Source organism: Paenibacillus tritici, from assembly GCF_013204885.1.
Taxonomy (GTDB): Bacteria; Bacillota; Bacilli; order Paenibacillales; family Paenibacillaceae; genus Paenibacillus_AQ; species Paenibacillus_AQ tritici.
This window is the reverse complement of record NZ_JABMKX010000003.1, coordinates 54,258-65,298: the sequence shown is the minus strand read 5'-3', so window position 1 is coordinate 65,298 and position 11,041 is coordinate 54,258. Positions and strand designations below refer to the sequence as shown.

Here is an 11,041-nt window from a genome sequence, read left to right as displayed (position 1 = left end):
GGAGAGTGACTCTATGGAACAAACGTATCTGATGATCAAACCGGACGGTGTACAGCGCGGGTTAATCGGGCGCATTGTTACCCGCCTGGAGGACAAGGGATTCAAGCTGGTTGCTGCCAAGCTGATCACCGTTACAGAGGGACAGGCGAAGAAGCATTACGCAGAGCATGAAGGCAAGGACTTTTTCCCGGAGCTGGTGAGCTTCATTACCTCGGGTCCGGTGTTTGCCATGGTATGGGAAGGCGATGATGTCATAGCGTTATCCCGTCTGCTGATCGGCAAAACCAAAGTGGGCGAAGCATTGCCGGGCACTATCCGCGGTGATTATGCCAGCCACACTCCCCTTAATCTAATCCACGGATCGGATTCGCCAGAAAGCGCAGCACGTGAAATCGCTAATTTCTTCGCTCCGGATGAACTGGCACAGTATGATAAAGACATCGCAGCCTGGATGTAAGATCCGGGCGGGAGACAGGAGAATATTATGGCTGAACGTGAAGAATCCTCATTGGCCCCGGACCCGGATTACACCGGATTTATTCATAATATCAAACAAAGCACAGGCATTGATCTAGCCCAGTATAAGGAAGCACAGATGAAGCGGCGTTTGACGACGCTCCGCATGAAGAACGGGTACAACACGTTTAATGATTTTTTTGCGGCAATGATGAAGGATAAGGCGTTATTCTATGAATTCCTGGACCGCATGACGATCAATGTCTCTGAATTCTGGCGTAACCCGAACCGCTGGGAGGTGCTCAGGGATGTGATTCTGCCGGATCTCCAGCGTTCCGGCCGCAGGCTGAAGCTGTGGAGTGCCGCCTGCTCCACCGGGGAAGAGCCCTATACGCTGGCGATGATCCTGTCGGACAAGAATATTCTGGCCCAGACCGGTATTCTGGCTACAGATATCGACGACGGAGCTTTGGCCAAAGCGAAGCAGGGGCTGTACCTGGAGCGTTCTTTGAAGGATGTGCCCAAAGATGTAGCGGAGCGGTATTTCACTCCGGACGGCCCTGTGTTCAAGGTCAGTGACGGATTGAAGAAGAATATTGACTTCCGCAAGCAGAATCTGCTGCTGGATAAGTTCGATGAAGGTTTTGATCTGATCATCTGCCGTAATGTGATGATCTATTTCACGGAAGAAGCCAAGAATAAGCTGTACCACAAATTCTCGGCCAGTCTGCGGCCCGGAGGGTATCTGTTTGTGGGCAGCACGGAGCAGATTTTCACACCTGCACAGTATGGCTTCGAGTCTACCGAAACCTTCTTTTACCGCAAGAAATAACGGCTGGAGCACTGGGGCGTGATCACTTGGCTCAGGTATACTTTAACCGCTTTTCAGTGATAATGAGAAGTAGGAAGAAACCTAACGCCAAGTGAAAGGTCGTTAATCCAGATGGACAAAAGCATGGTTATAACCGCGTATAGACGGGGGTTCCTCACGATACGCGAATGCGGGCAAATTCTCGGGATGGAGGAGCTGCAGCTGCAGTGCCTGCTTACCGTGGAAGAAGGCAGAACCTCCAGCCGCCTTCCTGCACCGGGCAGTGATAGGCTGGAGACAGGCTCCTGAACGGGGACGCGCACAGCAGCGCCGCTTCTACTCGAAAGAGCAGGAGCGGCGTTTGTTTTGTACCTGGAGCTGCTGCTGATAAGGCCATTGCATTCTTGTCAAAGCCGGGAGCCTATACTATAATAAGCAAAGACATTTAACATTTTAGCGGTTTACAGTCTAAAAGTGTGAAGGGGGAACGCAGCATGAGTTTACGCTATTTAACAGCGGGGGAAACGCACGGCCCCCAGCTTACAGCCATTATTGAGGGATTGCCCAGTAATTTGACACTTAACTTTGAAGAGCTTAATTTCCAGCTGCACCGCAGACAGAAGGGCTACGGCCGTGGACGGCGGATGCAGATTGAGAAGGATACCGCGCAGATTGTTGGCGGTGTGCGCCATGGTTATACCACCGGAGCTCCGGTCGCACTTGTGGTGGAGAACAAAGACTGGACCCACTGGAAGAACATTATGAATATTGAACCGGTTCCCGGCAGCGACGAAGAGAAGCGCCGGGTGAACCGTCCGCGTCCCGGTCATGCTGACCTGAACGGGGGACTCAAGTATAACCACACTGATCTGCGTAATGTCCTGGAACGCTCCAGTGCCCGCGAGACGGCAGCGAGAGTAGCCGTAGGTGCAGTAGCCCGTCAGCTGCTTGCCGAATTCGGGGTGAAGATTGCCGGACAAGTGATCCGGATCGGAGAGATTGAAGCGCCGGCTAACGGGCTGTCCGCCGATGAGCTGATCGCGTTGACTGAAGAATCCTCTGTGCGGGTAGTGGACAAGGAGACCGAGCAGAAGATGGAGGCTTACATAGACAAGATCAAGGAAGAAGGCGACTCCATCGGCGGGATTGTGGAATGTATTGTCGAAGGCCTGCCTGTCGGCCTTGGCAGCTATGTGCAGTCAGACCGCAAGCTGGATGGTGCCATTGCCGGAGCGGTTATGTCCATCAATGCCTTCAAGGGTGTGGAGATCGGGATCGGATTCGAGGCCGGCAAGCTGCGCGGCTCACAGGTCCATGACGAGATTATGTACGAAGCTTCTAAGGGATACTACCGGGCAAGCAACCGGCTTGGCGGGTTCGAAGGCGGAATGACCAACGGAATGCCGGTAGTTGTCCGCGGAGTGATGAAGCCGATCCCGACGCTGTATAAACCGCTGCAGAGCGTAGATATTGATACGAAGGAACCCTTCACTGCCCAGGTGGAACGTTCCGATGCTTGCGCCGTTCCGGCTGCCTGTGTCGTCCTGGAGAATGTGGTTGCCTGGGAGATTGCCAAGGCGTTCCTGGACAAATTCGGCGGAGATTCCCTGGAGGAGATCCGCGCTAACTATAATAACTACCTGGCTCAGCTGGAGAGCTACTAAGATGCGCAGCATTACAGTAGAGCTGGGAGAACGTTCTTATCCTATTCATATCGGCAGCGGCCTGCTGAACAGCATAGGCGAACGCTGTAGTGAGGCCGGGTTCGCGCAGCGCAGTCCGCTGCTGCTGGTCAGCGACAGTGAAGTGGCTCCGCGTTATCTTGCTCAGGTAGAGGCTTCCTTGCGGAGCAGCGGATATACGGTGGTCAGCCACATTATTCCGGCGGGAGAAGCATCCAAATCCCTGGCGGTGTATGAAGAAGTCATCTCGACAGCGATTCAGGGCGGACTGGACCGCAGCTCTGCGGTGCTGGCGCTAGGCGGGGGAGTGGTCGGAGATCTGGCCGGATTCGTCGCAGCTTCTTATATGCGGGGAATCGGATTCATGCAGATTCCAACCACCATTCTCGCTCATGACAGCAGTGTCGGCGGCAAGGTTGCTGTTAACCATCCGCTGGCGAAGAATATGCTGGGCGCCTTCTACCAGCCGTCCATGGTACTGTATGATCTGGACACATTGGCTACACTTCCTCCCCGGCAGGTCGCTTCAGGCCTGGCGGAAGTGGTGAAGCACGGGCTGATCCTGGACCGTGAGTTCGCTTACTGGTGCCTTGAGCATGCCGGTGAGCTGCTGGCTCTGGACCCGGAAGCGCTTGGATATGCGCTGGAACGCGGCTGCGCGATCAAGGCGGCTGTCATCGGCAATGATGAACGGGAACAGGGGCAGCGCGCAATTCTGAATCTGGGACATACCATCGGACATGCCATTGAGGCGGTCGGCGGTTACGGCACCTTCCTGCATGGCGAGGCTATTTCCATCGGCATGGCCGGTTCTGCTCTCCTGGCAGCGAAGCTGGGGCGGGACAGACAGATCTATGAAGATACGGTGTCCATGCTGACGGCCTTGTCACTGCCTACCCGGCTCCCGTCGCAGTATAGCGAGGAAGAGCTGATGGAAGCGATGATGCACGACAAGAAGTTCAAGGAAGGCCGAATGACTTTTATCGTACCCGAAGCCATTGGTGCTGTCAGCATCGTGAACGATGTGCAGGCAGGCGATGTGCGTGAAGTCATAGCTCAGCTTAAGAAGGAGGGGAGCCCATGGTGAACCGGGGCATACGCGGTGCAACAACCGTAACCCAAAATGATGAAACGGAAATTTTACGTGAAACGGTTGTTCTGCTTAGAGAAATTGTTGAGCGTAATGACGTTATCGCAGAGGATATTTGCAGTGTGTGGATTACGATGACCGGGGATCTGGATGCGACGTTCCCGGCGCGGGCCATCCGCGAGATTGAAGGCTGGGAAATGGTGCCGCTGATGTGTTCGGTTGAGATTCCTGTAAAGGGCAGTTTGCCGAATTGTATCCGCCTGATGGTGCAAGTGAATACGGACAAATCCCAGCGGGATATCCGCCACGTGTATCTGAACGAAGCCCAGCGGCTCCGCCCGGATCTCTCACAGAGCAAGTAATAAATTACGTATACGGGGTTGTCAATGACCTCTGTCATCATGTATAGTGAAGTTAGCCGAGTAAAGCAGAGTTTAGAATGAGTTGAGTTGAGTATAGTTGAGCTGAGTGCAGGACTTTATGATAGGGCAGACCTTTGATTGTCAGTGTTCTTTTTTTGGCATACCTGTATAGCGGTAACTTATGTGTTGCACACACGCTATTCCTGTATCCATAGGAGAATCTGCTGCATTCGATTGGGTTCATGCCGGTCCGAGGCGCTTAATCACATACTGACTACCAACAAACCTCTACTCCGGTAGAGGTTTTTCTGTATTTCGGACAATACCTTAACTAACCCTAGGAGGTTACCCAAGTGACGAATCCGAGCATTGAAGAAGTGGTGTCGCTGTCGCGCGAATATAATCTGATCCCGGTCGTGAAAAGACTGCTGGCTGACATGGAAACGCCTATCCGCCTGTTCCAGCGTTTTGCCGAGCAGGATCGCGCATTTTTGCTGGAGAGCGTAGAAGGCGGCATTCAATGGGCGCGCCATTCTTTTATCGGCAGTGATCCGTTCCTGATGATCTCCGGTAAAAAGGGGTTAATCCATGTGGAGGTCGGCGGTGAGAAAAAGCAGCTCTCAGGCAAACCCGTAGAGGAGCTCAAAGCGCTGCTTCGCTCTTACCGCAGTCCCAAGCTGGACGGGATGCCGCCGTTTACGGGCGGGGCCATCGGATTCTTCGGCTATGATCTGCTGCAGTATTATGAGAAGCTGTCCGCACATGCCGTGGATGATCTGAATATGGATGATATCCGCTTCATGTTCTGTGACCGCATTATCGTCTTCGACCATGTGAAGCAGCAGATCCTGCTCGTGGGCAATCTGCATATCAAGGATGGCGATACCGATTCCGATATCCGGGCCAATTATGAGGAGTTAAGCTGCCGCTTAGAGAATCTGGCGGAGGAGCTGCAGAAGGAAGGCCCGAAGGAGAACGTCAACCGCCGCAGTATTCCGCAGGATATTGAACTGGGCGAGATTCACTCCAACCTGACGAAGGAGCAGTATATCCGCAATGTGGAGCAGGCCAAGGAATACATCCGTGCCGGTGATATCTTCCAGGTAGTGTTGTCGCAGCGGATGCATATAGAGACTGAGGTATCCCCGCTGCATGTGTACCGGATGCTGCGTACCCTGAACCCTTCGCCTTATATGTATTATCTGAAAATGGATGAGGAGATTATCGTCGGCACCTCACCGGAAGCGCTGGTTAAGGTGGACGGCGGCCGCGTGGAGACCCGGCCCATCGCCGGAACCCGGCCGCGCGGAGCAACAGAGGCAGAGGACCAGCAGCTTGCCGCAGAGCTGCTGGAGGATGAGAAGGAACGCGCCGAGCATCTGATGCTCGTAGACCTGGGCCGCAATGATCTGGGCCGGGTCTCGAAATTCGGCAGCGTGAAATGCAATTCATTCATGGAGATCGAGAAATACTCGCATGTGATGCATCTGGTCTCGAATGTAACCGGAACCCTGGCAGAGGATAAGGATTTCTTCGATGCCTTCCTCTCCTGCCTTCCGGCGGGCACCGTATCGGGCGCACCGAAGCTGCGGGCGATGGAGATCATAGCCGAGCTGGAGCAGGAAGCGCGCGGCGCTTATGCCGGGGCCATCGGGTATCTCGGCTTCTCCGGGAATATGGATTCGTGTATCACCATCCGCACGATCATCTTCCGCAAAGGCCGGGCCTATGTGCAGGCTGGAGCAGGGATTGTCTGGGATTCCGTTCCGGAGAAGGAATACGAGGAGACGGTGAACAAAGCCAAGGGGATGCTGAAGGCGATCCGGATGGCTGAGGCCATGTTCCCTGCCGAGGTGAAGGAGAAGCAGGTCATTAACCAGGATTACATGTACGAATATACCCCGTGAGCCGGGAATAGCAGAGAAGTTATTACGAAGCCGAGCCGAGCAGAGAATGCTCCATACTACTTTTAGCGTATGCTTTCGGAGCCAGTTTTGTACGAAGCTGATTCAGGAAGTACCCCTAACAAAACTTTTAGGAGGACAACACTATGGAAGCAAGCCAGTTAATACAGTCAGGAATTGCCGGTCTAATTGAGGGCAGAGATCTTACCCGCACACAGGCCCGTGAGATTATGGGCACTATTATGGAGGGGGCGGCATCTCCGGCCCAGATCGGGGCACTGCTGACGGCTCTGCGGATCAAAGGAGAGACCGTGGAAGAAATCACCGGCTTCGCCGAAGCGATGCGCGGCCACGGGACTCATGTGCTTACAGAGCGGAGCCAGTTGCTGGATACCTGCGGCACAGGAGGCTCCGGCATCCATAAATTCAATATTTCCACGGCTTCGGCGATCATCTCTTCCGCCGCTTCTGTGCGGGTTGCCAAGCATGGCAACCGTTCGGCCTCTGGCCGGGCGGGCAGCGCGGATGTGCTGGAGGCGCTAGGCGTCAATATTCATCTGAACGCAGATCAGGCGCGGCAATGTCTGGACAGTATCGGCATCTGCTTCCTGTTCGCCCAGATCTATCATCCTTCAATGAAGCATGCCGCTGCTCCCCGCCGTGAGCTGGGAGTGCGGACAGTGTTCAATATGCTGGGCCCGCTGACCAATCCGGCAGGAGCAGACCGGCAGCTTATGGGCATCTATGACCTTAACAAGACGGAGACCGTGGCCAGAGTACTGGGTGAGCTGGGCTCCAAACGGGCGATGATTGTCAGCAGCCTGGATGGACTGGATGAGATCAGCATCTCCGCACCGACACAGGTCTCCGAACTGAAGCAAGGCGTAGTCACCACGTATGAAATTACGCCGCAGGAGCTTGGCCTCAGCCAGCATCCGCTGGAGGATGTCATGGGCGGCGACGCAGCCGAGAACGCGGCTATTATTACTACCGTGCTGGAAGGCCAGATGAATCCGTACCGCGATATCGTGTTAGCGAATGCCGGGGCTTGTATCTATGTCGCCGGACTTGCAGCTACCCTGAGAGAAGGCGTTGACCGTGCAAGAGAAGTTGTGGATTCAGGTGCGGCACTCCGCAAACTGGAACAGTTAAAAGCGATGACAAAGGAGCTTGATTATGTATCTTGACCGGATTGTTGCCACCAAAGTAAAAGAGGTTGAAGCGTTAAGCGCGCGATTGTCGATTAGCGAAGCGGAGCGTTCCATTGCAGCGCTGCCTGCAACCCGGGGGTTCCGTGCAGCGCTGATGGAACGGCGGAACCGGCAGATGGGACTGATTGCCGAAGTGAAGAAGGCCTCGCCGTCCAAGGGCTTGATCCGTGCCGATTTTGATCCGGTAGCGATTGCCAGGGGCTACGAAGCGGGAGGAGCCGATTGTCTGTCTGTATTAACGGACAAGGATTATTTCCAGGGCAGCGGGTTATATCTCCAGCAGGTAAGAGAGGCGGTGAAGCTTCCGCTGCTGCGCAAGGACTTCATCATTGATGAGAAGCAGATCTATGAGGCCCGCCTGCTTGGAGCGGATGCCATTCTCCTGATTGCGGCGATTCTATCACCGCAGCAGCTCGCAGGCTTCACGGATACCGCCGCCGCGCTTGGACTGGACATCCTCATTGAGGTTCATGACCGTGCCGAGCTGGAAATGGTACTCGCTACCGGCAGAGCCGGACATCCCGGTGTCCTGCTGGGCATTAATAACCGGAATCTCAAGACCTTTGAGACGTCGCTCTCCGCTACGGCGGAGCTGGCAGCCTTGCTTCCGGAGGGTCTTCCGGTAATCAGCGAGAGCGGGATCACCGGACCGGAGGATATCGCTTATCTTAGCAAGACCCGGGCAACCGGTGTGCTGGTGGGGGAATATCTGATGCGCCAGCCGGATGTGGAGCAAGCCGTCTATCAGTTGCTCGGCCCCCTTCCTGCAGGGAAGGACCGTGAGCGGCATGGCTGATACGCAGGTAAAAATCTGTGGACTTCAGGACGTTGAAGTGCTAAAATCTATGAAGAGTTTGCCGCTGGATTATGTCGGCCTGGTATTTGCCCCCAGCCGCCGCAGAGTTACCGCTGAAGCGGCTGCGGAGCTGATCGCCGAGCTGCGGGATTGGGAGTCTGAGACAGCGCCCCGCTCGGTGGGCGTGTTCGTCAACCCGGATCGCGAAGAGCTGGCAGAGCTGCTGAGAGCTGTTCCGCTGGATGTCGTACAGCTTCACGGACAGGAGAGTCCGCAGGTTTGCGCGGAGGTCAGACAGGCATTTCCGCAAGTTAAGGTGTGGAAGGCTCTGTCGGTTGCCGGCCGTGATACTAATGCTGCGGAAGACATTCATGCGCTCCTGGACAGCTACGCAGGCACCATCGACGCGCTGCTGCTGGATACTTATGATCCACAGGGCAGCGGCGGTACTGGCCGTACGTTTGAATGGGAGCAAATCCCCCTATACCAGCAAGCGGCGGCGAACCATAGGCTGCCTTTATTTATAGCCGGAGGACTTCACCCGGACAACGTGAATGAGCTGCTGGACGGATATTCCCCTTATGGCGTGGATGTATCCAGCGGAGTGGAGAGTAACGGCAGTAAGGATATTATAAAAATGACAGCTTTCGTAGAAAGGGTGAAGCAATTATGATACAAGTACCGGACAAGGACGGACGTTTTGGTTCTTTTGGAGGCCGCTTCGTTCCTGAGACCTTAATGACTGCACTGATTGAGCTGGAGGAGGCCTACCGCGAATTCTCGGCAGACCCGGCCTTTCAGGAGGAAATAGATTATCTGCTGAAGCAGTATTCCGGCCGCGAGACCCCGCTGTATTATGCCGAGCGGTTAAGCAAGCATCTGGGCGACGCCAAGATCTACCTGAAGCGCGAGGACCTCAATCATACGGGTGCCCACAAGATCAATAACGCCATTGGACAAGGCATTCTGGCCAAAAAAATGGGCAAAACCAAAGTGATTGCCGAAACCGGCGCAGGCCAGCATGGAGTAGCTACAGCTACGGTGGCCGCCTTGCTCGGCATGGAATGCAAGGTGTTCATGGGCGAAGAGGATACCCGCCGCCAGGCGCTGAATGTCTTCCGGATGAAGCTGCTCGGTGCAGAGGTCATTCCGGTGACCTCCGGCTCCAGAACATTGAAGGATGCCGGGAACGAGGCACTCCGTTACTGGGTGAGCAATGTTGAGGATACATTCTATGTGCTCGGTTCTGCGGTTGGCCCCCATCCTTATCCGATGATGGTCCGCAATTTCCAGCGGATTATCGGAGATGAGACCCGGCGCCAGATTCTGGAGGCGGAAGGGCGTCTGCCGGATCTGCTGGTTGCCGCTGTAGGCGGAGGCAGTAATGCCATCGGCATGTTCTATCCGTTCATGGAGGATGAGCAGGTGGCGATGATCGGTGTAGAAGCGGCCGGTAAAGGCATTGATACACCGTTCCATGCGGCAACCATGAGCAAGGGAACCCGCGGGGTGTTCCAGGGCTCGCTCAGCTACCTGCTGCAGGATGAGCATGGACAGATCATAGAGGCCCATTCCATATCGGCCGGACTCGATTACCCGGGTGTCGGACCTGAACACTCCTATCTGAAGGATATTCACCGTGCCCAGTATGTCCCGGTTACGGATGCGGAAGCGCTGGACGCGCTGAAGCTGCTCTGCGTGACGGAAGGGATTATTCCCGCGCTGGAATCAGCTCATGCCATTGCCCATGTGGTGAAGCTGGGCAAGACACTGACCAAGGATGATGTTGTGGTCATCTGCCTGTCGGGCCGGGGCGACAAAGACGTTGAATCCATCATGGCGTACACGGAAGGGGCGCAGAACCAATGACAACCGAAACCACGAACCGGATGGATCTGACCTTTCAAAAGCTGAAGACAGAAGGCCGGGCTGCTCTGATTCCTTTCCTGACGGTAGGTGATCCTGATCTTGAGACTACCCTGGATATTATTTCTGAGCTGGAGGCTGCCGGTGCGGATATGCTGGAGCTTGGCGTTCCTTACTCCGATCCGCTTGCTGACGGTCCGGTCATTCAGCGGGCCTCCTCCAGAGCCTTGCGCAGCAACGTTCATCTCCGTACTTGTATGGAGACGGCGCTGAAAGCCCGCCAGGCCGGCAGTGAACTGCCGTTCATCCTGTTCACTTATTATAATCCGGTGATGCAGATGGGGCTCGATACATTTTTTGCCGCGCTGGATGCCCATGAGATCAGCGGGCTGATCATTCCCGATCTGCCTGTTGAGGAATCAGAGGAGATGCGTGAACGCAGCCGTGCGGCCGGAGTGAACCTCATTCCGCTGGTTGCCCCGACTTCCAGTGAACGGATTGCCCGGATTGTCTCAGGTGCCAGCGGGTTTGTCTATTGTGTATCTTCCTTGGGGGTGACCGGTGAACGGTCTGCCTTCCACAGCGGAATAGATGAGTTCATTGCGTCTGTGCGCCGGTCTACCGACCTGCCTATCGCTGTAGGCTTCGGGATCTCCACCGGAGAGCAGGTATCCCGGTTTGCCAAGATCTGCGATGGGGTAGTAGTCGGAAGCGCGATTGTCCGCAAGGTGGAGGAGGTCATTCCTTTGCTGGCCGAGCCGCAGACGAGAAGCGCCGGACTGTTGCAAATTCGTGAATTTGTGGCACAATTAAGACCATAATGGTTTTTTTAGACCTAATTAACCTTTGGAGAGCGAGGATCA

The 11,041-nt window shown here is 55.1% G+C and carries 12 protein-coding genes; all 12 read left to right on the top strand.

The genetic code is table 11. The features are described from left to right. Nucleotides 1-13: 13 nt before the first annotated feature. The 12 genes from ndk to trpA all read left to right on the top strand — a co-directional run bounded on the left by ndk (nucleotide 14) and on the right by trpA (nucleotide 10,999). Nucleotides 14-457 (top strand): nucleoside-diphosphate kinase, encoded by a 444-nt coding sequence (gene ndk, locus HQN87_RS05690; RefSeq protein ID WP_173129103.1) that lies wholly within the window; start codon nucleotides 14-16, stop codon nucleotides 455-457. A 27-nt stretch (nucleotides 458-484) separates the two neighbouring features. Beyond that, nucleotides 485-1,288 (top strand): CheR family methyltransferase, encoded by an 804-nt coding sequence (locus HQN87_RS05685; protein WP_246552797.1) that lies wholly within the window; start codon nucleotides 485-487, stop codon nucleotides 1,286-1,288. 111 nt (nucleotides 1,289-1,399) lie between these two features. Next, on the top strand, nucleotides 1,400-1,576 hold the full coding sequence (locus HQN87_RS05680; RefSeq protein ID WP_173129100.1) for a hypothetical protein: 177 nt from the start codon (nucleotides 1,400-1,402) through the stop codon (nucleotides 1,574-1,576). A gap of 185 nt (nucleotides 1,577-1,761) precedes the next feature. After that, nucleotides 1,762-2,931 (top strand): chorismate synthase, encoded by a 1,170-nt coding sequence (gene aroC, locus HQN87_RS05675; protein WP_173129097.1) that lies wholly within the window; start codon nucleotides 1,762-1,764, stop codon nucleotides 2,929-2,931. Nucleotide 2,932: 1 nt separating this feature from the next. Further along, nucleotides 2,933-4,036, top strand: coding sequence for a 3-dehydroquinate synthase (aroB, locus tag HQN87_RS05670; protein WP_173129093.1), 1,104 nt, complete (start codon nucleotides 2,933-2,935; stop codon nucleotides 4,034-4,036). Then, the gene (gene aroH, locus HQN87_RS05665) at nucleotides 4,030-4,401 is read left to right on the top strand and encodes a chorismate mutase (RefSeq protein ID WP_173129090.1); all 372 of its coding nucleotides are present in this window, start codon (nucleotides 4,030-4,032) and stop codon (nucleotides 4,399-4,401) included. The genes aroB and aroH overlap by 7 nt, the downstream gene beginning before the upstream one ends. A 353-nt stretch (nucleotides 4,402-4,754) precedes the next feature. Beyond that, a complete protein-coding gene (gene trpE, locus HQN87_RS05660; RefSeq protein ID WP_173129087.1) occupies nucleotides 4,755-6,308 on the top strand; it encodes an anthranilate synthase component I in 1,554 nt (517 codons plus the stop codon). A 143-nt stretch (nucleotides 6,309-6,451) separates the two neighbouring features. Continuing rightward, nucleotides 6,452-7,492, top strand: coding sequence for an anthranilate phosphoribosyltransferase (gene trpD, locus HQN87_RS05655; RefSeq protein WP_173129084.1), 1,041 nt, complete (start codon nucleotides 6,452-6,454; stop codon nucleotides 7,490-7,492). Continuing rightward, nucleotides 7,482-8,312 (top strand): indole-3-glycerol phosphate synthase TrpC, encoded by an 831-nt coding sequence (gene trpC / locus HQN87_RS05650; protein ID WP_173129081.1) that lies wholly within the window; start codon nucleotides 7,482-7,484, stop codon nucleotides 8,310-8,312. Before trpD ends, trpC begins: the two co-directional genes overlap by 11 nt. Continuing rightward, nucleotides 8,305-8,985, top strand: coding sequence for a phosphoribosylanthranilate isomerase (locus HQN87_RS05645; protein WP_173129078.1), 681 nt, complete (start codon nucleotides 8,305-8,307; stop codon nucleotides 8,983-8,985). Before trpC ends, HQN87_RS05645 begins: the two co-directional genes overlap by 8 nt. Further along, the gene (gene trpB, locus HQN87_RS05640) at nucleotides 8,982-10,181 is read left to right on the top strand and encodes a tryptophan synthase subunit beta (RefSeq protein ID WP_173129075.1); all 1,200 of its coding nucleotides are present in this window, start codon (nucleotides 8,982-8,984) and stop codon (nucleotides 10,179-10,181) included. The genes HQN87_RS05645 and trpB overlap by 4 nt, the downstream gene beginning before the upstream one ends. Then, on the top strand, nucleotides 10,178-10,999 hold the full coding sequence (gene trpA, locus HQN87_RS05635) for a tryptophan synthase subunit alpha (protein WP_173129072.1): 822 nt from the start codon (nucleotides 10,178-10,180) through the stop codon (nucleotides 10,997-10,999). The genes trpB and trpA overlap by 4 nt, the downstream gene beginning before the upstream one ends. The last annotated feature ends 42 nt before the right edge of the window (nucleotides 11,000-11,041 follow it).

Excerpts from the sequence above, each read along its gene's own strand:
- ndk (WP_173129103.1), top strand. The coding sequence starts at position 14 with ATGGAACAAACGTATCTGATGATCAAACCGGACGGTGTACAGCGCGGG.
- HQN87_RS05685 (WP_246552797.1), top strand. The coding sequence starts at position 485 with ATGGCTGAACGTGAAGAATCCTCATTGGCCCCGGACCCGGATTACACC.
- HQN87_RS05680 (WP_173129100.1), top strand. The coding sequence starts at position 1,400 with ATGGACAAAAGCATGGTTATAACCGCGTATAGACGGGGGTTCCTCACG.
- aroC (WP_173129097.1), top strand. The coding sequence starts at position 1,762 with ATGAGTTTACGCTATTTAACAGCGGGGGAAACGCACGGCCCCCAGCTT.
- aroB (WP_173129093.1), top strand. The coding sequence starts at position 2,933 with ATGCGCAGCATTACAGTAGAGCTGGGAGAACGTTCTTATCCTATTCAT.
- aroH (WP_173129090.1), top strand. The coding sequence starts at position 4,030 with ATGGTGAACCGGGGCATACGCGGTGCAACAACCGTAACCCAAAATGAT.
- trpD (WP_173129084.1), top strand. The coding sequence starts at position 6,452 with ATGGAAGCAAGCCAGTTAATACAGTCAGGAATTGCCGGTCTAATTGAG.
- trpC (WP_173129081.1), top strand. The coding sequence starts at position 7,482 with ATGTATCTTGACCGGATTGTTGCCACCAAAGTAAAAGAGGTTGAAGCG.
- HQN87_RS05645 (WP_173129078.1), top strand. The coding sequence starts at position 8,305 with ATGGCTGATACGCAGGTAAAAATCTGTGGACTTCAGGACGTTGAAGTG.
- trpB (WP_173129075.1), top strand. The coding sequence starts at position 8,982 with ATGATACAAGTACCGGACAAGGACGGACGTTTTGGTTCTTTTGGAGGC.
- trpA (WP_173129072.1), top strand. The coding sequence starts at position 10,178 with ATGACAACCGAAACCACGAACCGGATGGATCTGACCTTTCAAAAGCTG.